Origin of the sequence: Agrobacterium sp. rho-8.1 (assembly GCF_033957725.1) — a bacterium.
In the GTDB taxonomy this organism is placed as follows: domain Bacteria; phylum Pseudomonadota; class Alphaproteobacteria; order Rhizobiales; family Rhizobiaceae; genus Agrobacterium.
In genome coordinates this window covers 1,263,598-1,285,580 of sequence record NZ_CP192788.1, presented here as the reverse complement: position 1 = coordinate 1,285,580, position 21,983 = coordinate 1,263,598, and the positions used below count along the sequence as shown (strand labels likewise).

At 57.5% G+C, this 21,983-nt stretch carries 21 protein-coding genes; 12 read left to right on the top strand and 9 right to left on the bottom strand.

What is annotated here, in order from left to right; genetic code table 11:
* Positions 1-57 precede the first annotated feature (57 nt).
* Positions 58-939, bottom strand: a complete 882-nt coding sequence (locus tag RMR21_RS06500; RefSeq protein WP_498669848.1) for an alpha/beta hydrolase family protein — start codon at positions 937-939, stop codon at positions 58-60.
* Positions 940-1,112: 173 nt separating this feature from the next.
* On the opposite strand from RMR21_RS06500, the gene parE reads away from it, so the two are divergent.
* The 5 genes from parE to RMR21_RS06475 all read left to right on the top strand — a co-directional run bounded on the left by parE (position 1,113) and on the right by RMR21_RS06475 (position 5,624).
* Positions 1,113-3,176, top strand: a complete 2,064-nt coding sequence (gene parE / locus RMR21_RS06495; protein ID WP_498669847.1) for a DNA topoisomerase IV subunit B — start codon at positions 1,113-1,115, stop codon at positions 3,174-3,176.
* A gap of 108 nt (positions 3,177-3,284) precedes the next feature.
* Positions 3,285-3,578 (top strand): BrnT family toxin, encoded by a 294-nt coding sequence (locus RMR21_RS06490; RefSeq protein ID WP_498669846.1) that lies wholly within the window; start codon positions 3,285-3,287, stop codon positions 3,576-3,578.
* Positions 3,532-3,786, top strand: a complete 255-nt coding sequence (locus tag RMR21_RS06485) for a BrnA antitoxin family protein (protein ID WP_498669845.1) — start codon at positions 3,532-3,534, stop codon at positions 3,784-3,786. Before RMR21_RS06490 ends, RMR21_RS06485 begins: the two co-directional genes overlap by 47 nt.
* 159 nt (positions 3,787-3,945) lie before the next feature.
* Positions 3,946-4,281 carry a Grx4 family monothiol glutaredoxin gene (gene grxD, locus RMR21_RS06480; protein WP_183897305.1) on the top strand — a complete coding sequence of 112 codons (336 nt, stop codon included), beginning with the start codon at positions 3,946-3,948 and terminating at the stop codon, positions 4,279-4,281.
* 134 nt (positions 4,282-4,415) lie between these two features.
* Complete coding sequence (locus RMR21_RS06475; protein ID WP_498670094.1) at positions 4,416-5,624, top strand: multidrug effflux MFS transporter; 1,209 nt, start codon at positions 4,416-4,418, stop codon at positions 5,622-5,624.
* A gap of 66 nt (positions 5,625-5,690) precedes the next feature.
* Here RMR21_RS06475 and RMR21_RS06470 read toward each other — a convergent pair whose 3' ends face one another.
* The 5 genes from RMR21_RS06470 to RMR21_RS06450 all read right to left on the bottom strand — a co-directional run bounded on the left by RMR21_RS06470 (position 5,691) and on the right by RMR21_RS06450 (position 11,250).
* On the bottom strand, positions 5,691-6,515 hold the full coding sequence (locus RMR21_RS06470; protein ID WP_498669844.1) for an inositol monophosphatase family protein: 825 nt from the start codon (positions 6,513-6,515) through the stop codon (positions 5,691-5,693).
* A gap of 24 nt (positions 6,516-6,539) precedes the next feature.
* The gene (locus tag RMR21_RS06465; protein ID WP_498669843.1) at positions 6,540-7,367 is read right to left on the bottom strand and encodes an inositol monophosphatase family protein; all 828 of its coding nucleotides are present in this window, start codon (positions 7,365-7,367) and stop codon (positions 6,540-6,542) included.
* A 46-nt stretch (positions 7,368-7,413) separates the two neighbouring features.
* Positions 7,414-8,292, bottom strand: a complete 879-nt coding sequence (ttcA, locus tag RMR21_RS06460; RefSeq protein ID WP_498669842.1) for a tRNA 2-thiocytidine(32) synthetase TtcA — start codon at positions 8,290-8,292, stop codon at positions 7,414-7,416.
* Between the two features lie 69 nt (positions 8,293-8,361).
* The gene (locus RMR21_RS06455) at positions 8,362-9,291 is read right to left on the bottom strand and encodes a glutaminase (protein WP_498669841.1); all 930 of its coding nucleotides are present in this window, start codon (positions 9,289-9,291) and stop codon (positions 8,362-8,364) included.
* Between the two features lie 63 nt (positions 9,292-9,354).
* On the bottom strand, positions 9,355-11,250 hold the full coding sequence (locus RMR21_RS06450; RefSeq protein WP_498670093.1) for a L,D-transpeptidase family protein: 1,896 nt from the start codon (positions 11,248-11,250) through the stop codon (positions 9,355-9,357).
* A 430-nt stretch (positions 11,251-11,680) separates the two neighbouring features.
* Here RMR21_RS06450 and fumC point away from each other — a divergent pair, with 430 nt between their 5' ends.
* Together fumC and RMR21_RS06440 are read left to right on the top strand one after the other, a co-directional pair.
* Positions 11,681-13,072, top strand: coding sequence for a class II fumarate hydratase (fumC, locus tag RMR21_RS06445; RefSeq protein ID WP_498669840.1), 1,392 nt, complete (start codon positions 11,681-11,683; stop codon positions 13,070-13,072).
* Between the two features lie 335 nt (positions 13,073-13,407).
* Positions 13,408-14,469, top strand: a complete 1,062-nt coding sequence (locus RMR21_RS06440; RefSeq protein WP_498669839.1) for a GGDEF domain-containing protein — start codon at positions 13,408-13,410, stop codon at positions 14,467-14,469.
* A gap of 28 nt (positions 14,470-14,497) precedes the next feature.
* Here the strand turns inward: RMR21_RS06440 and RMR21_RS06435 are convergent, their stop codons facing one another.
* The 3 genes from RMR21_RS06435 to RMR21_RS06425 all read right to left on the bottom strand — a co-directional run bounded on the left by RMR21_RS06435 (position 14,498) and on the right by RMR21_RS06425 (position 17,392).
* Positions 14,498-15,106 (bottom strand): pyridoxamine 5'-phosphate oxidase family protein, encoded by a 609-nt coding sequence (locus RMR21_RS06435; RefSeq protein WP_498669838.1) that lies wholly within the window; start codon positions 15,104-15,106, stop codon positions 14,498-14,500.
* Between the two features lie 62 nt (positions 15,107-15,168).
* Positions 15,169-16,986, bottom strand: coding sequence for a monovalent cation:proton antiporter-2 (CPA2) family protein (locus RMR21_RS06430; protein WP_498669837.1), 1,818 nt, complete (start codon positions 16,984-16,986; stop codon positions 15,169-15,171).
* A gap of 37 nt (positions 16,987-17,023) precedes the next feature.
* On the bottom strand, positions 17,024-17,392 hold the full coding sequence (locus RMR21_RS06425) for a gamma-butyrobetaine hydroxylase family protein (RefSeq protein WP_498669836.1): 369 nt from the start codon (positions 17,390-17,392) through the stop codon (positions 17,024-17,026).
* Positions 17,393-17,547: 155 nt separating this feature from the next.
* Between RMR21_RS06425 and moaA the strand changes: the two genes are divergently transcribed.
* The 5 genes from moaA (at position 17,548) to mobB (ending at position 21,953) form a co-directional block, all read left to right on the top strand.
* Positions 17,548-18,555 carry a GTP 3',8-cyclase MoaA gene (gene moaA / locus RMR21_RS06420; protein WP_498670092.1) on the top strand — a complete coding sequence of 336 codons (1,008 nt, stop codon included), beginning with the start codon at positions 17,548-17,550 and terminating at the stop codon, positions 18,553-18,555.
* Positions 18,556-18,689: 134 nt separating this feature from the next.
* On the top strand, positions 18,690-19,592 hold the full coding sequence (locus tag RMR21_RS06415) for a DMT family transporter (protein ID WP_498669835.1): 903 nt from the start codon (positions 18,690-18,692) through the stop codon (positions 19,590-19,592).
* Positions 19,589-20,815 carry a multidrug effflux MFS transporter gene (locus RMR21_RS06410; protein ID WP_498669834.1) on the top strand — a complete coding sequence of 409 codons (1,227 nt, stop codon included), beginning with the start codon at positions 19,589-19,591 and terminating at the stop codon, positions 20,813-20,815. The genes RMR21_RS06415 and RMR21_RS06410 overlap by 4 nt, the downstream gene beginning before the upstream one ends.
* The gene (gene mobA, locus RMR21_RS06405) at positions 20,815-21,444 is read left to right on the top strand and encodes a molybdenum cofactor guanylyltransferase MobA (RefSeq protein ID WP_498669833.1); all 630 of its coding nucleotides are present in this window, start codon (positions 20,815-20,817) and stop codon (positions 21,442-21,444) included. The genes RMR21_RS06410 and mobA overlap by 1 nt, the downstream gene beginning before the upstream one ends.
* Positions 21,441-21,953 carry a molybdopterin-guanine dinucleotide biosynthesis protein B gene (gene mobB, locus RMR21_RS06400; RefSeq protein ID WP_498669832.1) on the top strand — a complete coding sequence of 171 codons (513 nt, stop codon included), beginning with the start codon at positions 21,441-21,443 and terminating at the stop codon, positions 21,951-21,953. The genes mobA and mobB overlap by 4 nt, the downstream gene beginning before the upstream one ends.
* Positions 21,954-21,983 lie beyond the last annotated feature (30 nt).

Genomic DNA, 21,983 nt, shown 5'->3' with positions numbered 1-21,983 from the left:
CCTCGCCCAAAGACGTCGTTTTTTGCCCGTTTTTGGTGTTGGAGCGATATTTCCTGCTTAATGCGTCAGCAGAAAGTTCAAAACGGCGCGCCAGTCGGTCATCCGCACCGGCGTTCCATGTGTTCCACTCTTGTACAGCGTGAACCGCGTCGGCTGCCCAGCTTTCAGCAGAGAGCGGAACATTGTGGCTTGCTGGTCTGCCGAATAGACCTTGTCCTCACTCCCATGCGTGAACCAGACCGGCTTCTTCGCCTTGGCAAAAGCACTCTTGGGAAAATCAGGATCGACCGCGCCGCCAAGAATGGCCATGCCCTTCAGGTCGGAAACTGCTTGGCTGTCGCGGCTGATACCGTAGCAGATGAAGCTGCCCATCGAGGCGCAGGCAAGAATGACGGGGCGTCCGCCGGATTTGTTTTTGGCATCGGCAATCAGCCCCGCGATGTCGGCAACGCCCTTCTCGTCGAAGCTTTTGACGCTCGGCGCGTAATATGTGCCGCCATTGGTCACAGCGAGGTTTTTGAGCCGGTTGAAGTTTCCGCCGAACGTATAGTCGTTCATGCCCAGCCTGCGGTCGCCGCCGCGACCATGAATGAAGATTACCGTGAAGGCCTGGCCGGAAGCGGCACCCACGCGCCCGACATCCAGCGCCCTGCCCTGCAGCGAGATCGTTTCAAGTTCCTGAAATTTCTTCGGCGCGAGATCGATATATTGGCGTTTCACCCGCCGCTCCGGCGTCTCGTCCCGCCCGTTGATGTCGCGCATCTCCTGATAATCGATGACCTGCGATGCGCCGTTATCGCCTGTCGAAAGCACTGTCTGGCTGGAAAACAGATCATCCTTGAAGGGTTTCAGCGGCCCTCCGGTGCCCTGTGCCGAGGCTGGCACGATCGCAACAGACAGGCAAAAAAGAGTACAAAAGGTGAAAATAGCTGTGGACATGCCTTGAGGAACCTATTCAATTCAGCCAGAACACTTGCCATCCGAGCAAGCGCGGCGCAATCCTTGGAAGACGCGAAAACCGATCATCCGTGCTTGAGCAGCAAATATGCGGTGCCATCCGTGGCACATCATAAGCCTGCTCGCATGGCCAAATTCTGATTGAACTGGGCACAATGGACGATAGCAACGATCTCTTTTCAAGCCAAACCGCATCAAAGCCAGAGCCGGAAGTCACTGCGGCCAAAGCTGCGCCGGTGGTAAAGGCTGTTGCCAGCACGCCGAAACAGGCGGCTGTGACGACCTCGTCGGAGCAGGAATATGGTGCTTCGTCCATCCGTGTGCTGGAGGGGCTTGAGCCCGTGCGCATGCGTCCCGGCATGTATATTGGCGGGACCGATGAAAAAGCGCTGCACCATCTGTTTGCCGAAGTCATCGACAACTCCATGGACGAGGCCGTTGCCGGTCATGCCAATTTCATCGAAGTCCACCTGGATACGGAAGGTTTCCTGACAGTCAGCGACAATGGTCGTGGCATTCCAGTTGAAAACCATCCGCAGGTGCCGGGCAAATCCACGCTCGAAGTCATCATGACCAAGCTGCATGCGGGCGGCAAATTCGATGGCAAGGCTTACGAAACATCGGGCGGCCTTCACGGCGTCGGCGTATCCGTGGTCAACGCTCTCTCGGACCTTCTCGAAGTGGAAGTGGCGCGAAACCGAAAGCTATACCGCCAGCGCTTTTCACGCGGCATTCCAATCGGCGGGCTGGAAGAGCTGGGCGACGTGCACAATCGTCGCGGCACGCGCGTTCGTTTCCATCCCGACCCGCAGATTTTTGGCGATCACGCAAAGTTCGAACCGGCGCGCATCTTCCGTATGGCCCGCTCGAAAGCCTACCTGTTCGGTGGCGTCGAGATCCGCTGGAGTTGTGACCCGGGCATGGTGCCGCCGGATGGTGACATCCCTGAGAAGGCCGTTTTCCACTTCCCCGGTGGCCTGAAGGATTATCTGGCGGCAACGCTGGGCAAGGACTTCACCGTGACCCGCGAAATCTTTTCCGGCAAGACCGAGAAGACCGGCGGCCATGGCGCCATGGAATGGGCCGTGACGTGGTATGGCGGCGATGCGCAACTGCATTCCTACTGCAACACCATCCCGACGCCCGAGGGCGGCACCCATGAGGCTGGCCTGCGCATCGCGCTGACCAAGGGGCTGAAGAACTACGCCGAGTTGACGCAGAACAAGCGCGCTCGTGAAATCACCACCGACGACGTGATGATTTCCGCTGTCGGCATGTTGTCCGTCTTCATTCGCGAGCCGGAATTCGTCGGCCAGACCAAGGACAAGCTGGCCACTGTGGAGGCGCAGCGCATCGTTGAAAACGCGCTTCGTGATCCGTTCGACCATTATCTTGCCGGCAATCCCAACGAAGCGGCAAAGTTGCTGGACTGGGTCATCGAGCGCTGCGAAGAGCGCCTTCGTCGCCGCAAGGAAAAGGAAGTCAATCGCAAAACCGCCGTTCGTAAGCTGCGCCTTCCCGGCAAGCTGGCGGATTGCTCGCAGAATACCGCCGAAGGCGCCGAACTCTTTATCGTGGAAGGTGATTCGGCTGGGGGGTCGGCGAAACAAGCGCGCAACCGTGCCAACCAAGCCATCCTGCCGCTGCGCGGAAAAATCCTCAATGTCGGCAATGCCAGCCGCGAGAAGCTTTCGGCCAACCAGCAGATCGCCGATCTCATTCAGGCGCTTGGTTGCGGCACTCGCACCAAGTATCGCGACGAGGATTTGCGCTACGAGCGCATCGTCATCATGACCGATGCTGACGTGGACGGCGCGCATATTGCATCGCTGCTGATCACCTTTTTCTATCAGGAGATGCCAGAACTCATCCGTGGCAGCCACCTCTATCTCGCGGTACCGCCGCTCTACGTTATCCGTCAGGGCGCCAAGACGGTCTACGCCCGCGATGATGTGCACCGCGCCGAATTGATGGAGACCGTCTTCAAGGGCAAGAAGGTCGAAATCGGCCGTTTCAAAGGCCTTGGCGAAATGATGCCAGCGCAATTGAAGGAAACCACCATGGACCCCTCCAAGCGCACGCTTTTGCGCGTGGAAATCGACGACGTGGATTTCGAGGGAACCCGCGAAGCCGTTGATAATCTCATGGGCAGCAAGCCCGAAGCCCGCTTCCGCTTCATTCAGGATCGTTCGGCATTCGCGGAAAATCTGGATATTTGAAATAGCGGCAACCTATATCTTGATCCGGATTTTATAAAAGGACGCTTCAATTTTGCGCCCTCGACAGTATGTGTATTGCATTTCACCCAGTTAAATCGTATATACAATATGGAAATTGAATTCGATCCTGTCAAAGATGAAATGAATGTCGAAAAGCACGGGATTTCTCTTTCTCGAGCTGTCGATCTTGAAATTCTTGCCTTCATTGAGGATGACCGTAACAAATATGGGGAGGTCCGATACCGTGCATGGGGCCTGATTGATGGTAGACCACATTGCCTAGCCTTTACGCACCGGGACGGACGACTACGCGCGATCAGTCTGCGTCGGGCGCACAAGAAGGAGTATGACAGTTATGTCAAACAAAGCAGTCATCGATGCCGACAATCCGGAATGGACTGATGCCGATTTTGAGCGTGCAAAATCTGCCTCGCAACTGCCGGACGGTATTGCCTCCTTTTTCCCCAAAACGCGCGGCCAGCAAAAAGCACCGACGAAAATTCCTCTCTCCATTCGCTTGAGCCCGGAGGTCGTGGACCATTACAAAGCGACAGGGCCCGGCTGGCAGGCGCGGATTGACGACGTCTTGAAAAAAGCTGCCGGTCTCTGATCCGCCCCGCTCATTCTGTCTCGTATACCGGGCAACGCATAGACGCTATGCGCAACCCGTTTGGATTTTTTGCCATTAATGGCTGGAAATCGTTTGTTACCATGTTATTTAAGAGCGAACGAAGCAGCGGCCTTGAACCGCATGTGAAAGGAAATTGCCATGAGTGGCATTCACGAAATGATTGACGGCGAAGTGAAGGGCAGCGATATCGTGCTTTTCATGAAGGGAACCCCACAGTTTCCACAGTGTGGCTTTTCCGGTCAGGTTGTCCAGATCCTCGATTACCTCGGCCTTCAGTACAAGGGCATCAACGTGCTCGCCGACGCTGATCTGCGCCAGGGAATCAAGGATTATTCCAACTGGCCCACCATCCCCCAGCTTTACATCAAGGGCGAGTTTGTCGGCGGCTGTGACATCATAAAAGAGATGTTCCAGTCTGGAGAGCTTCAGGACCATCTTCAGGAACAGGGTATCAGCGTCCGCGGCGCGGCGTGATTTCGGCCGGGATATCCCGGCCTCCCTACTTTTAAAATCTGTCTAGGCGTTGCCCCAAGCAACGCCTTTGCCGTTCTTTTGGGACAATCTTCGTGACAAATCTTTCACAATCCGATCCGGCGCGCGCCATCACCATGGGGCGCAAGGAATTCATCGGGCTTGCGGCAGCGCTGATGGCGCTCAATGCGCTTGCCATCGACATCATGCTTCCCGGCTTGCAGGAAATCGGCGCAGCCTTGGGTGTGGATAACGAAAACCATCGCCAGTATGTCATCTCCGCTTATCTCCTGGGGTTCGGTATTTCACAATTGTTCTACGGACCCATCGCGGACCGCTTTGGGCGTCGCAAACCCATGCTGTTCGGTCTTGGGATTTACATCCTGTCGTCCATCGCCGTCATTTTCGTGCCGTCCTTTGCGGGGCTTCTGGTGCTGCGCTTCATTCAGGGCATAGGATCCGCCGCCACGCGCGTCATCACCATCTCCATCGTTCGCGATGTCTATGGTGGACGCCAGATGGCCGAAGTCATGTCGTTGATCATGATGGTGTTCATGGTCGTGCCGGTTATCGCGCCCGGTACCGGACAGATCGTGCTGTTCTTCGGCGATTGGCATCTGATTTTCGGCTTTATGGCGGGTATCGCGATCATCGTGACGATCTGGATGTATCTGCGCCTGCCGGAAACATTGGCGCCGGAAGATGTCCGTCCACTGACCGTCGCATCTGTCCTCCAGGGCTTCAAGATCGTGCTGACGAACCGGGTCGCGCTTTGCTACACGATTGCCAGTACGGTCATCTTCGGCGCGCTGTTCGGTTTCATCAACTCTGCAGAGCAGGTCTATAAGGGAATTTACGGGCTTGGCCCCTGGTTTGCAGCAGCCTTTGCCGGCGTCGCCCTGTTCATGGCGCTGTCCTCCTTCCTCAACTCCCGTCTCGTCGGGCGTTTCGGCATGCGAAAGCTGTCGCATGGTTCTCTGGTCGCCTTCATCGTCATCACCTTCGTGTGGCTGATGGCGCAGATGTTCGGGCCACAGCCGATGCCGTTCGTCCTGTTTATCGTCATGTTTGCCTTGGCGATGTTCCAGTTCGGTCTTATCGGCTCTAACTTCAACTCACTGGCGATGGAGCCGCTTGGCCATGTGGCCGGTACGGCGTCATCGGTCATCGGCTTCATGAGCACCATCGGGGGTTCTCTCATCGGTGCTGCCATCGGTCAGGCGTTCAATGGCACGGCACTGCCGATGGTCGGCGGTTTCTTCATCGTGTCGGTTGTGGGCCTCGTTTTCGTCGTGATCGGTGAAAAAGGCGCGCTGTTCCAGCCGCAAAACAAACCGACCCACTGAAGCGATCAGACAAACAAAAAGGCGCGGATGGTGACATCCGCGCCTTTTTGTTTGAGTCAGATCGCCTCAGACCGTGAAGACCTTTTCGCGCAGCAGTTCCCACGTCTCTTCGTTGGCAGTCAGCAGAAGTCCACCGTCTACGTGATGTGGCAGATAGGGCGAACCGTCGAAGCGGGCGGCGTAGGCACCCGCCTCCTGCGAAATCAACGTACCGGCAAGGTGATCCCAAGGCATCAGTTTGTTGTACATGAGGAAATGCGTGTGACCGCCGCAGAAGATGCGGTATTCGTGTGCTGCGCATCGGTAGCTGGTGAACAGCCGCACATCAGCCAGATTGTTGAGCAGACGGCGGCGCACATCTCCTTCGAAATACCCGGTGTTGGCGATGCCCACCATTTGCGAAAGCTCGGGCGGTGGCACGACGCTCATCTGGCTCTGCGAGCCATCGGCACTGCACATCCAGGCTCCGGAACCCTTCTCAGCGATGACCCAGTCATTGCCCATCGGGTCGTAGATCAGACCCGCGACGGTCTCGCCTTTCGATACAACACTCAACATCACGCCGAACAGCGGTAGGCCGGCGGCAAAGTTGAACGTGCCATCGATGGGATCGACCACCACGGCCAGATCGGCCTCACCCAGTTTGGAGAGCAGCGACGGGTCGGCCGCCACCGATTCTTCGCCGACGAACAAGGCGTCCGGCATGAACTCGGCGATACGCGCGCGGATCAGGCGTTCGGCAGCTTCGTCGGCTTCCGTCACGAGATCGATGGCCTCCGTCTTTATCCGCACATCGCCTTCACCCAGATTGCGAAATCTCGGCAGAATTTCCACAGCCGCTGCCTCTTGCAGGGCATTGGCAAGGGATGCGATGTCGAGTTCAATGGTCATGGATATTCCTTTCTCGTGATGTCTTCAAAGGCCAACAATCTCGCGGCGAAGCATCTTCCAGCTGTCCTTGTCCGGCGCAGACAGGATGCCGCCGGTCAGATCACCGGGACGATAGGGCGTGCCATCGAATTTGGCTGTATAACCACCCGCTTCCTGATGCGTCAGAACACCGGCGAGATGGTCCCACGGCATCAGCTTCTCGTGGCCGATGAAATGCAGTTTGCCGCTGGAAACCAGCCAATATTCATGGGCCGAGCAATTCAGCGCTATCGCCATCTTGGCCTTGGTCATATTGGCAGCGATGATCGGACGGCGCTCTTCGAAGCTATGCCCCCACGAAAACACGCCAACCATCTGCGAAAGATCGACAGGCTTTGCCACGCAAAGTTTGACTTCGCTACTAGCCCTGCGTTTCAGCGTAGCACCTGCCCCTTTCACCGAGACAATCGTATCCCCCATGACGGGGTCATGAATGATGCCCGCGACCGTCTCACCCTTGACGGTGACGGCAAGGAGGGTTCCAAACGCCGGAAAGCCTGCGGCATAGTTGAATGTGCCATCGATGGGATCGATCACGAAGGCAAGCGGCGCATCGACCAAAGCCGGAATGACCGAACGATCAGCCTCATAGGCCTCTTCGCCAACGATATGCACCATGGGGAAACGTGCCCGCAGAGCCACAGTGATCCGTTTTTCCGCCCGAATGTCCGCCTCGGTCACGAGATCGACGACAGAGGTCTTTTCGGAAATATCGGATGGGCTGAGATTGCGAAAACGCGGCATTATCTCGGTTACACCGGCTTCAACCACGGTGGCGACGAGAAAATCAAGATCGGTATCGGAAAGGGTCATGAAAAGTTTCTTTGAACGTGGGAGAGAAGCTTCACGACCTAAGCCTCTAGCATGACGGATCAGTGACAGTCAGGCCCGCAAAATCGAAAAGCTTCGTGTCGAGCAGATGTGATGGATTGACGTGCGCCATGGCGCGCAGCATCACATCCTTGCGGCCCGGCATACGGCGTTCGATATCAGCCAACATATCCTTCATCGCATTGCGCTGCAGGCCATCCTGCGAGCCGCAGAGATCACAGGGAATGATGGGGAACTCCATGGCAGCCGCAAACTTCGCCATATCGTCTTCGGCGCAATAGGCCAGCGGACGCAGCACCATCAGGTCACCTTCGTCATTCATCAGCTTTGGTGGCATCGCAGCAAGCCGTCCGCCATGGAACAGATTCATAAAGAAGGTTTCGAGAATGTCCTCGCGGTGGTGACCAAGGATCAGTGCATCGCAGCCCTCTTCGCGAGCAATGCGATAGAGGTTGCCACGGCGAAGCCGCGAACAGAGCGAGCAATAGGTCCCGCCAGCTGGCACCTTTTCCTTCACGATGGAGTAGGTATCGCGATACTCGATGCGGTGCGGCATGCCGATCTTAGTCAGGTAATCCGGCAAAATGTGTTTGGGAAAATTGGGCTGTCCCTGATCAAGATTGCAGGCGATGAGTTCGACTGGCAAAAGACCGCGCCATTTCAAATCCAGCAGCAGTGCCAGCAGCCCGTAACTGTCCTTGCCGCCAGACAGGCCGACCAGCCAGCGTTTCTGACCTTTGAGCATATCGAAATCGTCGAAAGCCTGACGCACATTGCGCAACAGCCGCTTGCGCAGCTTGTTGAAGGACACGGAGCGCGGCGCATGGGCAAACAGCGGATGCGCACCACCCTGCTCTTCAGGCTCGACGCCCTCTGGCATGTCATCGATCTCGGCAGCAATGTTCATGGCAATCTCGCTTGGTCCTGAACGTTGAAGCGTTCCTGGTTCAGGGAATGCCCGCATCTGCCGTGAAGATCAAGCCCCGAATACGGACCAGCCCATTTCGTTCGCCAGCATTTCCAGAGCATCGGAGCCGAGTGCGGAGTTGCCGACCTCATTCAACCCCGGAGACCAGACCGCAATCGACGCCTTGCCCGGCGCAACGACCAGAATGCCACCGCCCACCCCGCTCTTGCCGGGCAGGCCGACGTGATAGGCGAAATCTCCAGAGCCATCGTAATGGCCGCAGGTCAGCATGAGCGCATTGATGCGTCGTGCCCGCTTGTCCGATACCACGGAATGACCGGTGACCGGGTTGCGTCCGCGATTGGCCAGAAACAGACCCGCCCGCGCCAGCTGAACGCAATTCATCGAGATCGCACACTGGTGAAAATAAACGCCCAGCGTATGCTCGACCGGATTGTGCAGATTGCCGAAGCTGCTCATGAAGTTGGCGAGCGCAACGTTTCTGAACCCGGTCTTCTGCTCGGATTTGGCAACCGCATCATCGATGGAAATCGTATCGTCGTCGGCCAGATATTGAATGAAACGCAGCAATTCACCGATGACTTCGCGCGGCTGGTGGCCCGCTAGAACCATATCGGTGATGACGATGGCGCCGGCATTGACGAAGGGATTCCGTGGAATGCCCGCCTCCCGCTCCAGCTGCACGATCGAGTTGAACGAGGAGCCCGAAGGTTCGCGGCCCACACGTTTCCATACGCTCTCACCGGTCTTGCCGAGCGCAAGCGTCAGCATGAACACCTTGGATATGCTCTGGATCGAGAACGGCACGAGCGCGTCGCCCGCGACGAAGGTCTCACCCTCGACCGTGGTTATGGCGATGCCAAACTGCTTTGGATCAACCTTGGCCAGTTGCGGGATATAATCTGCGACCTTGCCTTCGCCCAGACGCGAGTGCATTTCCTCATAGATGGTATCGATAACCGCCTGAATGTCCCGCATGCCCCTGCCCTTTGATAGGAAAAAGCGCCTGTGAAGGCGCTTTTTTGCTTTGCTGACGTTCCCTTAGATGGAAGAGGAGCGCGTTTTCGTCGTGGCGTCAAATGCCTTCATGACGTAGCTGTCACGGTCATAGACATCGTCGAAATACTGCACGCGGCCATCCTTGTCAGGCCAGGCCGTGAAATAGGCGACGTAGACAGGCACTTTGCCCGATACCTGCACCGCCCGGTTCTGGCCAGCAGCAATCTGCTTGTCGACATTGTCGATGGTCGTGCCGAGAACGGCGGCGGCCATGCGACGTGGGTCGACCAGACGAATGCAGCCGTGGCTCAATGCGCGCATGTCGCGGCTAAAGAAGCTCTTGGCCGGCGTGTCATGCATGTAGATGGCATGGGCGTTCGGGAACAGGATCTTCAGATCACCCAGCGCATTGTCGCTGCTTGGTGGCTGGCGAACCGAGATTGCGTTGGTGGAGCCATACCAGTTGACGTTGGACGACGATACCGAGCGTCCATTGACCTGAACTTCGTAGCCGAGACGATCCAGGTAGGACGGATCGCGGCGAAGCTTCGGCAGCATCTCATTGACGATGATGGACTGCGGAACGCCCCAGTAGGGGTTGAATTCAACGGTCTGAATTTCATCCTGGAAGAAGTAGGTCTGGTTCGCCTTGGAACCGATGACCACCTTCATGCCGAAGTCTTCTTTGCCTTCATTGTGGTAGTACGCCATGAAAGCCGGCTGGTTGATGAAGACGAAACGGTCGCCCAGATCGGCGGGCAACCACCGAACCTGCTCCATGGCCACTTCCAGCTTCGCGATCTTGGCTTCGTTGCTGTCGCCGGTCATGGCACGCACGGTCGCGCGGCCGATAACACCGTCTGCCTTCAGGCCGTTTTCGCTCTGGAACGCTTTCACGAGGTCGACGAGCTCGGGGGTGTATTCAGGTGTTTGCTGATAACCGGAAAGCGTCGTTGCATGGTTCGTCTTCAGGCCAGCGGACGAGCGATGCTCGATTGCCTTGACGACCGTCGCCATATCGGCGTTGTTTTCGCCGGGCTTCAAAACGAGATCGGCAGGAACGACGACCTTACGGCCTGTATCCTTGTCTTCGTTGCGCAGCTTCAAAAGCTCCGCCTTGAGCGCCTGATATTCGACGTTGGACGGCTCGCGGCTGCGCAGATAAGCGCCGATATCGGGGCTCATGCTGGCAAGCTTCAGCACAGGCGTCAGATTGACCGTCTTGCGCTTGAAGTCGTGATATCCGGACAGCTTGTTCGGATCGACGCGACCACGGTTCGTATCCTGCACGTAGGCCAGAACCTTGGCGGACAGCGCAAGTTCGAACTGCATCATGGCAGGCGGAATGGTCTCCTGCGCGGTGACAGCGACATTCTGGACCTGTGCTTCCGGATCAGTGGAAATGCTGGCGGTGACGTCCTGCGAGGGAGCGGAAATAGCATAATCTGCGGGGTTCAGGCCACTGTCTCCAACCGTATCGAAGAAGGCGAGAACAGCACTTGCGCGTGCGTTCAGATCGCCATTCGACACCCAGATGGGAGCGCCGCCTGCATTGTAATAGGCTTCCAGAGCCTTGGCGATTTCAGGTGTCGCGGACAGTTTGGCACCGGCAAGACCGGAGGAGAACTTGGACGTATCGACAATGCGGCTGCTGTCTGTCTTGTATGTATAATAGCGCGGACCGGAAACGCGCGGCAAAGGTTCGGGGTCGACATCCCGCGTTGCGGCCATGCCCGGCTGGGTCACGCCCGGCAGCCCACTGTCCTGACGCTCACGTTCGACCTTGCCAGGTCCACCGCGCAAAAGATCCATGAGAGTAACAGCACCTGCCGTACCCGGCACACCCACTGAGACGGACAGGCCGAGTGCCAGCATCCACGTTGCCGATATTTTTCCAGATGTGATTTTCAATGTAATCCTCGCCGCGTCCCGCGCCATCATTCATCGATGCGCATATGAGAAGTCTATGTCTGTCTAGCTGATTGGGCCTGTTTTGGGAAGAAACGCACGAAGTCCAATCCAGTGCCAGACAAGGGTTTCCATCACGAAAAAATTCGTGCTGGCGTGGGCTCCACGTTTGGCCAGAATAGTTAAATTTCTCTTTAGTTTCTTAACATTGAGCAAACAAGTTTTCGTCACGAAGCCGGCATAAAGCCGCAACATCAAGCCTTTCGGTCAAGTGACCCAAATGCCACGCAGGCCGACTTTCGAAATCGATTGGCATCGGGCACGCAATCCATCTCGAAATCTGGTGTCATGCGGCACGACAGGCTTTTCATGATTGCGCTATCGCTTTATATGTCTGCCCGCGCGCAAGGCTCAAGCAGACAGCTGGCTTGCCGGATGATACACAGGAGAGGCAGGACTGATGACAGCCACACGCACAGAAACCGACACATTCGGCCCGATCGACGTTGCCAGCGACCGTTATTGGGGCGCGCAGGCACAGCGTTCGCTTGGAAACTTCAAGATCGGCTGGGAAAAGCAGCCCGCATCGGTCGTTCGTGCACTGGGTATCGTCAAGCAGGCAGCAGCCCGCACCAACATGGCGCTCGGTGGGCTCGATGGACAGGTTGGCGAGACCATCGTCAAGGCTGCGCAGGAAGTCATCGATGGCAAACTCAACGACCACTTCCCGCTCGTCGTCTGGCAGACCGGCTCCGGCACCCAGTCGAACATGAATGCCAATGAAGTCATCTCGAATCGGGCAATTGAAATGCTCGGCGGCGTGATGGGCTCCAAGAAGCCAGTCCACCCGAACGACCACGTCAATATGAGCCAGTCGTCCAACGACACCTACCCGACGGCCATGCACATCGCCTGCGCAGAACAGATAGTTCATCATCTGCTGCCGAGCCTCAAACACCTGCACGCAGCCCTCGATGCGAAGGCCAAGGGCTTTGCCCATATCATCAAGATCGGCCGCACCCACACGCAGGATGCAACACCGCTGACGCTTGGCCAGGAGTTTTCCGGCTATGCGGCACAGGTCGCCTCTGCCATCAAGCGCATCGAACTCACGCTCTCCGGCCTCTACGAACTGGCACAGGGTGGCACAGCCGTCGGCACAGGCCTTAATGCACCGGTCGGATTTGCCGAACAGGTGGCCGAGGAGATCGCCAAGATCACCGGCCTGCCCTTCGTGACCGCTCCCAACAAATTCGAAGCCCTCGCTGCCCACGACGCAATGGTGTTTGCGCATGGCGCGATCAACGCCGCAGCCGCAGCGCTCTTCAAGATCGCCAACGACATTCGCTTCCTCGGCTCCGGCCCGCGCGCCGGATTGGGTGAACTGGCACTGCCTGAAAACGAGCCCGGCTCGTCCATTATGCCGGGCAAGGTCAACCCGACGCAGTCCGAAGCATTGACGCAGGTTTGCGCGCATATCTTCGGCAATCAGGCAGCCATTACCTTCGCCGGCAGCCAGGGCCACTTCGAGCTCAATGTGTACAATCCGATGATGGCGTACAACTTCCTGCAATCGGTTCAGCTTCTTGGCGATGCGGCCGTGTCCTTCACCGACAATTGCGTTGTCGGTATCGAAGCGCGCGAAGACAACATCAGGAAGGGCGTGGAAAATTCGCTCATGCTGGTCACGGCTCTCAACAGCAAGCTCGGCTACGACGCCTGCGCCAAGATTGCCAAGACAGCACATAAAAATGGCACAACGCTTCGCGATGAGGCCGTCGGTGGCGGATATTTGACCAACGAAGAATTCGACCACTATGTCCGCCCGGAAAACATGATCGGGCCGAAATAATACGGACCTTTGGGAACGGCTCTTCGGAGCCGTTTTTTTTACCCCTCCTTCAGCGACTCTCACCCAGCGCTTGTTATTGTGACGGTAAAACACTGAAAAAAATGCGAATATTTTACAAACTATAACAAATTACCTCTATAAAATTACCTACAAGATGTTATGTGAAATCACGATTTCTGATTTAGCTGATTCCGAATTAAAATCCTGAACTGCGAAAACGGGAGGAGGCTTATTGGGTCACCTTGCTGCAAGACGGGCGCGTTTCTTTGTATGTCGGCGTAGCAGAACCACGTTTACTGAAGGCACAATACCAACGTCATTTCTGGAGTGACTTGATGAGTACGACATCAACGCCCAAGGCTCCTGATATCGCGGCGCAGATCATGTTTGCGATGCGCAACATGGGCGTCGTTCCCATTCCACGAAACTACAACCTGTTCTACGAGGCCTATATCGGCTCCAACCCAGCCTTGACACGTGAGCTCAGCGTGCTGGGGAGCCGCGTGACACAGGAGGAGCTGGATGAACTCGGTGCCCGCTATTTCGACCATAATCATGGGCAATTGATTGCGGCTGCCCGCGATAAGTTACAGTCGGAGTTGAATGCTCTCCTGCTCGTCCTGCAGCACGAGCAGACCTGCCTGGAAAACTACAATCGTATTCTGGATGAAACGCGGGCCGGTATCTTGGACAAAAGCCAGTCCAGCGCACAGCTCCTGCGGACTGCCATTTCCATGCTCGTAAACGCCACCGGCGAAAAGATGGCGGAGAACGAGACGACGTCGAAAGACATGGACCGTCACGCAGACGAAATGCAGCAGGTCCGTCTCGAACTGGATGAGTACAAGCGCATCGCCAATACCGATTCCCTGACGCGTTTGTCCAACCGTCGGGCATTCGATGAAAAGCTGGCCTCCATCTACGATACGACGGTCGGCTTGCACCTCTCGGCGCTCATCCTGCTGGATGTGGACAACTTCAAGAACGTCAACGACGCCTTCGGCCACCCCGTCGGCGATAAGATTTTGGCAAGCGTCGCCTCTGTCATTCGCGCAAGCGTTCGCAAGGACGGTTTCGTGGCGCGCAGCGGCGGCGAAGAGTTCGCCATTATCATCGACGGCAGCACCCAGGATGAGGTTCACCTCATGTGCGAGCGCATCAGGACATCGCTGGAAAAGACACCGTTTCGCAATTCGAAATCCGGTGTCGACTATGGGCAGGTCACGATATCCATCGGCTATGCCCTGGCATCGCAGGCCCAGAATCCTGGTGAGCTCTATGGTCACGCCGATACCGCGCTCTACCATGCCAAGGAAACAGGCCGGAACCGCACTGTTTTCTTCGAAGAAGGCATGAAGAAGAATTATTCCGGCAAGAGCTGGCTGATCTACAAGTAAGGGCCGACAGTCCAGGCCCTACTGCTGGTCACCACATGGTTTTCGCGGCACGCTCCGGCCACTCCCGATCATAGGTGTCCTTGTCGAAATCCGCCTTTGCGGCTTTCATCAATGCACCCGGCGGGGGCAAGGATGCGGGATCAACGAAGTTTTCTGTCTTCCAGAGTTCGGACCGGATGAGTGCCCGCGCGCACTGGAAGTACACTTCATCGATGGTGATGACGGTCACCGTCCGCGGATGCTTGCCGTCCATCTCGAAACTCTCGAGCAGCGAAAGATCCACAGAGACCACAGCCTTACCGTTGACGCGCATCGTTGTGGTGGAGCCGGGAACGAGGAACATCAAAGCCACACGTGGATCGCGCACGATGTTGAGCAGCGAATCGATACGGTTGTTGCCTCGCCAGTCGGGCAGCAGAAGCGTTCTGTCGTCCTGAACCCTGACGACACCGCCCTTGTCACCACGCGGTGAGCAATCCATGCCTTCGGGACCGATCGTTGCCAGTGCCACGAATGGAGATGCTTCGATCATCTGCCTGTATTCGGCAGTCAGCGTCGGCGTCACCTTTATGGTGGAGGCCTCAGCAACGGTACCGTAAATCGTCTTCAACTCGTCTACAGATTGAATGATCGTCATGATGCTTTCCTCCTTGTGGCCGTCGTTCAACACTACCAAGGCAACGAGTGCGTGACACTGCCCTAGCTTTCCTCCAGCTCCTTTTCCTGCGCTTCACGTTCTGCACGCTCACGTGCCGTACGGGCTGCGACGATATCGGCCGGTTGGGCGTTGCCACGGATGAGAGAGCGACCAGCATAGATGCCGCCAACTACCTCAAGCGCAAAGCGCTCCTTATCGACATCGCGGAATTCTTCCACCAGACGTTCTGCCAATTCTATTTCCTCGCCCACCGCTGTCAGCACCTTTTCGCTAAAGCTGAGCGCGGATTCGTACGTCTCGCGAATCTGGTAGTCTACGCCTGCCTTTAGCAGATCCAGCGCGTGGCCGCGATCAAAAGCGCGGGCCAGCACCGGCACCAGCGGGAATTCATGCTTGACGATTTCGGCAATGCGGATGGCCGCGTCCTTGTCGTCAACGCAGATCAGCACGGCACGCGCCGATCCGGCACCGGCCGCATGCAGGATTTCAGCGCGAGAACCATCGCCGTAATAGACCTTGAAACCGAAACCCGAGGCATCGCGCACGAACTCGGCATCCTTGTCGACCAGCGACAGGGTGTAGCCACGCGCCAGAAGTGGCTGGCTGACGATCTGGCCGAAGCGACCAAAACCGATCATCAGAATGCTGCCATCGACATTTTCCGGCAAATCCAGGTCGTCGGTATCGGCAACCTTCTTGGGCATGATGCGATCGTGGGCAATGACCATCAGCGGCGTCAGGACCATCGAAATGATAATGGTCGCCGTCAGCACCGCATTGGCTTCGGCATCGAGGATACCGGCGGCCAGCGCTGCGGAATACAGTACGAAGGCAAATTCGCCGCCTTGCGCCATCAAAACCGCCCGCTCGATGCTCTCGCGCTGGCACGTGCCCATGACCCGTGCCACGCAGTAGATCAGCAGCGCCTTGACGAGCATGTAGGCGATGACGCTCATCACCACGAGTTGCCAGTTGGCTGCGATGACCTTGAGATCGATGGCCATGCCGACGCCAAGGAAGAACAGACCGAGAAGAATACCACGGAAGGGCTCGATATCGGCTTCAAGCTGATGACGGAACGATGATTCCGACAAAAGCACCCCCGCCAGAAACGCCCCCATTGCCATGGACAAGCCACTGACCTGCATCAGCAGGGCCGATCCCAACACGACCAGCAAGGCCGCAGCCGTCATCACTTCGCGTGCGCCTGATGATGCCAGCAGCCGGAAGAACGGGTTGAGCAGATAACGGCCGGCGACAATGAGGGCGACGATCGCGGCCAACGCGATGCCGATCGAGGTCATCCGCTCCGAAAGCGTCACGGCCTCGCCGCCCGCGCCGAGAAACGCGACCAGCACCAGAAGCGGCACGATGGCCAGATCTTCGAACAGGAGAATGGCGATGATGCGTTGGCCCTTCAGCGTCGACATGCTGTTTCGCTCCTGAAGCATCTGCATGACGATGGCGGTGGACGTCAGCACGAAGCCCGTGCCAGCGACGAAAGAATGGATGAGCGGGAAGCCGAGCGCGAGGCCCACCAGCGTCAGCCCTGCCATACAGGTCAACACCTGCAACGCACCCAGCCCGAATATGTCCTTGCGCATGGACCAAAGCCGCGAAGGCTGCATTTCCAGACCGATGATGAACAGGAACATGACGACGCCGAGTTCGGCGATGTGGATAATGGCCTGAGGGTCAGAAAACGCGCCGAAGCCAAAGGGTCCAATGACCAGACCGGCGGCCAGATAGCCTAAAACCGAGCCCAGGCCTATCTTCTTGAACAGAGGCGCGGCTACGACGCCTGCCGCCAACAGGACGACCACTTGCGCCAGATCATTTGCATTTCCCTCGACCGCCAAGTGTCACCCCTGTCCCTGTGTGAAATATGCATTCCTGCTAACGGATTTTAGGCTCCCGGCTCAAGCCTTTTTCTGCCAGTTCCCTCTCATACGCGGTGAACAGTGTGTCACCGCGCTCACCCAGTTCTAGAAGATACTTCCACGTGTAGATGCCGCTGTCATGACCATCGTCGAAAGCGATGCGCACGGCGTAATTGCCGGTGGCCACGACGTTGCGGATGGCGACATTCCTCTTGCCCGGCACTGTGATTTTCTGGCCCGGCCCATGGCCCTGAACTTCCGCCGATGGTGAGAGCACGCGCAGCATTTCAGCGGACAGGTCGAAGGACGCGTCATTGTCGAATGTCACGACAAGATGTTGCTTGTCGTTCGATATCCGCAATTCCGTTGGCCAGGGCTCACTCATTTTTCATTTCCGTCACATGATAATATACTGCACACTTATGACCTTGCCCGCCTGCGGGCAAGCCACTACATGAAGGCAGGACACATGCGGCAGATTGCAATGGAGATTTCAGCTTGAACAGCTTCCTCGGTTCGCTCCCTACAGCGGAATCGCTGATGGAAAGCACCACACCGATGGTCGACCCATTTGGCCGCGCCGTGACATACCTGCGCGTCTCTGTCACGGATCGCTGCGATTTTCGCTGCACCTATTGCATGTCCGAACACATGACATTCCTGCCCAAGAAGGATCTTCTCACGCTGGAAGAGCTGAACCGGCTCTGTTCCGCCTTCATCGGCAAGGGCGTGCGCAAGATCAGGCTGACCGGCGGGGAACCTCTCGTGCGCAAGAACATCATGCATCTGGTGCGTGATCTTGGTCGCCATGTTCAGGCTGGAACCCTGGACGAGCTGACGCTGACCACCAATGGCTCGCAACTGGCGACGCATGCCGCCGAACTCTACGATTGCGGCGTGCGCCGCATCAATGTGTCACTCGATACGCTCGACGCCGACAAGTTCAAGCAGATCACCCGTTGGGGCGACTTCTCCAAGGTAATGGGTGGCATTGACGCAGCGCTTGCCGCTGGCATCAAGATCAAGCTGAATGCCGTAGCCCTCAAGGATTTCAACGAACACGAGATCCCTGATCTCATGCGGTTTGCGCACGAGCGCGGCATGGACCTCACCGTCATCGAAACCATGCCGATGGGTGAGATCGAGGAGGACCGCACGGATCGCTATCTGCCGCTGTCGCAGGTCCGTGCGTCGCTCGAAGAGACGTTCACGTTAAGCGATATCGGCTACCAGACCGGCGGTCCCGCACGCTATGTTTCTGTGAAGGAAACCGGCGGTCGGCTTGGCTTCATCACACCGATGACCCATAATTTTTGCGAAAGCTGCAATCGCGTTCGCCTCACTTGCACCGGTACGCTCTATATGTGCCTTGGCCAGGATGATGCTGCCGACCTGCGAACGGCGTTGCGGGCTTCCGACGATAACGCACTTCTGTCGCAAGCCATCGACGAGGCCATCCTGCGCAAGCCCAAGGGTCACGATTTCATCATAGACCGAACCCATAAGCGGCCCGCCGTCGCGCGCCATATGAGTGTGACCGGCGGTTGATATCGCTTTATTCAACTTACCTGAAATTATTCGATTGAAATCCCGATAAACGCGTGTCACCCATTCCCTGCAAGAGGAGTGGGCGGAGTCGTACGACATGAAGCGACGCCGTTACGTGTCTGGGATCTGGAATCATGGCATTGACGGACAATACGCGCGGCGCGTTGCTGATGGCGCTCGCGATGGCATGCTTTACGATCAATGACGCCTTTACCAAATCCGTCACGCCCTACATCAACACCGGCCAAATTCTGTTCGTTCGCGGTGTCATCACCTGCGTTATCGTCTTTTTCATCGCCCGCCAGATGGGCGCCCTGCGCCCGCTGAAGACAATCCTGCGACCCATCATTCTGATGCGCTGCCTCTGTGAAGTCGCCGCATCGATCCTTTATCTGCGGGCGCTGGCCACCATGGGTTTCGCCAATGTATCGGCCATCATGCAGTCACTGCCCCTCGCCGTCACGCTGGGCGCGGCCATTTTTCTGCGCGAGCCGGTCGGCTGGCGACGCTGGACCGCGATCCTTGTCGGCTTCGTCGGTGTGCTGATCATCCTGCGGCCGGGTCCCGATGGCTTTACAACGGCCTCGCTGCTGGTGGTGGGCGCCGTCTTCGTCACCGCAGGCCGCGATCTCCTGACCCGGCGCATGTATAGCGATGTTCCCTCGCTCACGGTCACGATGACCACCGCAGTCGTGAACACCGTCTTTGGTGCGGCCCTCATCGTCCCTTTCGGCGGATGGCAACCGATGGACGTCTATATCTGGTCCCACCTCTTTGCCGCCGCCATTCTGGTCGTCATTGGCTACCAGGCCGTCATCCTGTCGATGCGCAGTGGCGACATCGCCTTCGTCGCGCCTTTCCGCTACACCAGCATGATCTGGGCTTTCTCCATCGGTTACATCGTGTTCGGTGAGAAGATGACGCCGTGGATTTTGCTCGGCACGGCCATTATCGTCGCATCCGGCCTCTACACCTTCTACCGTGAAAGCAGGCGCAAACAGCCACCGCTGGCCAAGACATCCACGAGAATACAATGACGACCGTCCGCTTCCTCGATCGATCGACCCCGCCGCACATCGCGACACTCGTGCTCGTGTCCGGCGTTGCCGCACTCTGCATCAATATTTTCCTGCCGTCGCTTGCGGCGATGGCTGTGTATTTCGAGACGGATTACGCCGTCATGCAGTTTGCAGTGTCGGGGTACCTGGCGGCCACCGCTTTGGTGCAACTGCTCATCGGCCCTCTGTCCGATCTCTATGGCCGACGTCCTGTGTTGTTGGCATGCCTCGCAATCATGGTCATCGCGACCGTGATCTGCGCTGTCGCCCCCAACATCACCGTCTTTATGATCGGGCGTCTAGTGCAGGCCGTCATCGCGTCCGGCTTCGTTCTATCGCGCGCCATCGTACGGGATATGGTGCCAGCCGATCGCGCGGCATCCATGATCGGTTACGTCACCATGGGCATGTCGGCTGTTCCGATGATCGGCCCCACCATTGGCGGTTTTCTGAGTGATGTATCCGGCTGGCAATCCAGTTTCGTTCTCGTCGCATGCTGTGGCGTGGCCATGCTACTTCTTGTCTTCTTCGATCTCGGCGAAACCAACCCTCAGAAATCGGCGAGCTTTTCCGCGCAATTCAAGGCCTGGCCGCAGCTTCTTCGTTCCAGACGTTTCTGGGGCTACGCGCTGACGTCCACTTTTTCGTCGGGCCTGTTCTTCTCGTTCTTAGGTGGCGCGCCCTTCGTTGGCAGCGTGCTTTATGAACTGACGCCTGCCGTGCTTGGCATGCAGTTCTTCTTCATGGCCAGCGGCTATATGCTCGGCAACTTCCTGTCTGGCCGTTATGCCCAGCGCGTCGGTATTTCCAAAATGATGCTGGCGGGAAACGCCATAGCCACCGCTGGCATCGTCGGGGCCGTTGCCCTGGCCCACCTAGACATCAACAGCCATTACGAATTTTTCCTCCCACTCGCCCTGATCGGCGTTGGAAACGGCGTGACCTTGCCCAGCGCCAATGCAGGCATGGTCAACGTCCAGCCGCACCTGGCTGGTTCCGCTTCAGGCCTCGGTGGCGCGTTGACCATCGGCGGTGGAGCCGGGCTTTCGGTGCTCGCCTCCTCCCTGCTCTCGAAGGAGGCGGGTACGACGCCCCTCTTGCTGGTGATGTTGCTCAATGCGATCCTGGCGATTATGGCAAGCGCCTATACCGGCATTCAGGAACGCCGGCACCACGAAGGCATGCAGCAAGGCAAAGCGTGATGACATCAAGACAAGCCACACCCGGCCTCATTCTGGCGGGGGGTCTTTCCAGACGCATGGGAACGAACAAGGCGCTGAGCCAGCTTGGCGGCAAGCCGTTGTTGACCCATGTCATCGAGCGCATCAAGCCCCAGGTTTCCACGCTTGCCCTGAATGCGGCGGACATCTGGGCACAGCCGTTCAAACTGCCGCTGGTGCCGGATACAAAGGCCGGTCACGCCGGTCCGCTTGCAGGCATTCTTGCCGGTATGCAGCACTTCGCCATCCACGCTCCGCAAGCGACGCATATCCTCACCGTGCCCGCAGACAGTCCGTTCTTCCCCGACGACCTGGCGTCGCGTCTTGCGGATCACATCATGCAGGAAGACGCCGTCGTCATCGCCGCCTCCAGCGGCCATGTCCATCCGGTATTCGGTCTTTGGCCCGTCTCCATCGCAGACGATCTCGAACACTGGCTGGCAGATGACAACAACCGCCGCATCCGCAGCTTCCTGGCGCGGCATCATACGCTGGGCGTGACCTTTGCCCCGCTTGAAAGCGAAACCGCGTCCATCGACCCCTTCTACAACATCAATACGCCGGATGAGCTCGCGACGGCGGAGATTTTCTTGAGAAGCATGTCCGTATGACCCAAAAAGTATTCGGTATTTCCGGCTGGAAGAATTCGGGCAAGACAGGGCTCGCCGTCCGCATCGTCACGGAGTTGACAGCCCGTGGCTACCGCGTCTCCACGATCAAGCATGCACATCATGATTTCGATATCGACAAGGTCGGTGCCGATAGCTGGCGCCACAGACAGGCGGGCGCGCATGAAGTCACCATCGTCTCTGGCACCCGCTTTGCCATCATGCACGAACTCCGGGGAGGCCCGGAGCCATCATTCGACGAAATCCTCGCGCGCATCGCGCCTTGCGATCTGGTCTTGATCGAAGGCTACAAATACGAACCCGTTCCCAAGATCGAGGCCCGTCGGCTCGAGGCGGCAAAGACGGAGCCGCTCGCACCGTCCGATCCGCACATCATCGCCATCGCCGCCGATCATGCCATCGCCGACACGGCGTTGCCGGTTTTCGACCTCGACGACACCGCAACAATCGCCGACTTCATCGAACGCACGGTCGGGCTGACAAGATCCTGAAACGAAAAAAAGCCGGGCGTTGACCCGGCT

Excerpts from the sequence above, each read along its gene's own strand:
- RMR21_RS06500 (WP_498669848.1), bottom strand. The coding sequence starts at position 939 with ATGTCCACAGCTATTTTCACCTTTTGTACTCTTTTTTGCCTGTCTGTT.
- parE (WP_498669847.1), top strand. The coding sequence starts at position 1,113 with ATGGACGATAGCAACGATCTCTTTTCAAGCCAAACCGCATCAAAGCCA.
- RMR21_RS06490 (WP_498669846.1), top strand. The coding sequence starts at position 3,285 with ATGGAAATTGAATTCGATCCTGTCAAAGATGAAATGAATGTCGAAAAG.
- RMR21_RS06485 (WP_498669845.1), top strand. The coding sequence starts at position 3,532 with ATGTCAAACAAAGCAGTCATCGATGCCGACAATCCGGAATGGACTGAT.
- grxD (WP_183897305.1), top strand. The coding sequence starts at position 3,946 with ATGAGTGGCATTCACGAAATGATTGACGGCGAAGTGAAGGGCAGCGAT.
- RMR21_RS06475 (WP_498670094.1), top strand. The coding sequence starts at position 4,416 with ATGGGGCGCAAGGAATTCATCGGGCTTGCGGCAGCGCTGATGGCGCTC.
- RMR21_RS06470 (WP_498669844.1), bottom strand. The coding sequence starts at position 6,515 with ATGACCATTGAACTCGACATCGCATCCCTTGCCAATGCCCTGCAAGAG.
- RMR21_RS06465 (WP_498669843.1), bottom strand. The coding sequence starts at position 7,367 with ATGACCCTTTCCGATACCGATCTTGATTTTCTCGTCGCCACCGTGGTT.
- ttcA (WP_498669842.1), bottom strand. The coding sequence starts at position 8,292 with ATGAACATTGCTGCCGAGATCGATGACATGCCAGAGGGCGTCGAGCCT.
- RMR21_RS06455 (WP_498669841.1), bottom strand. The coding sequence starts at position 9,291 with ATGCGGGACATTCAGGCGGTTATCGATACCATCTATGAGGAAATGCAC.
- RMR21_RS06450 (WP_498670093.1), bottom strand. The coding sequence starts at position 11,250 with ATGGCGCGGGACGCGGCGAGGATTACATTGAAAATCACATCTGGAAAA.
- fumC (WP_498669840.1), top strand. The coding sequence starts at position 11,681 with ATGACAGCCACACGCACAGAAACCGACACATTCGGCCCGATCGACGTT.
- RMR21_RS06440 (WP_498669839.1), top strand. The coding sequence starts at position 13,408 with ATGAGTACGACATCAACGCCCAAGGCTCCTGATATCGCGGCGCAGATC.
- RMR21_RS06435 (WP_498669838.1), bottom strand. The coding sequence starts at position 15,106 with ATGACGATCATTCAATCTGTAGACGAGTTGAAGACGATTTACGGTACC.
- RMR21_RS06425 (WP_498669836.1), bottom strand. The coding sequence starts at position 17,392 with ATGAGTGAGCCCTGGCCAACGGAATTGCGGATATCGAACGACAAGCAA.
- moaA (WP_498670092.1), top strand. The coding sequence starts at position 17,548 with ATGGAAAGCACCACACCGATGGTCGACCCATTTGGCCGCGCCGTGACA.
- RMR21_RS06415 (WP_498669835.1), top strand. The coding sequence starts at position 18,690 with ATGGCATTGACGGACAATACGCGCGGCGCGTTGCTGATGGCGCTCGCG.
- RMR21_RS06410 (WP_498669834.1), top strand. The coding sequence starts at position 19,589 with ATGACGACCGTCCGCTTCCTCGATCGATCGACCCCGCCGCACATCGCG.
- mobA (WP_498669833.1), top strand. The coding sequence starts at position 20,815 with ATGACATCAAGACAAGCCACACCCGGCCTCATTCTGGCGGGGGGTCTT.
- mobB (WP_498669832.1), top strand. The coding sequence starts at position 21,441 with ATGACCCAAAAAGTATTCGGTATTTCCGGCTGGAAGAATTCGGGCAAG.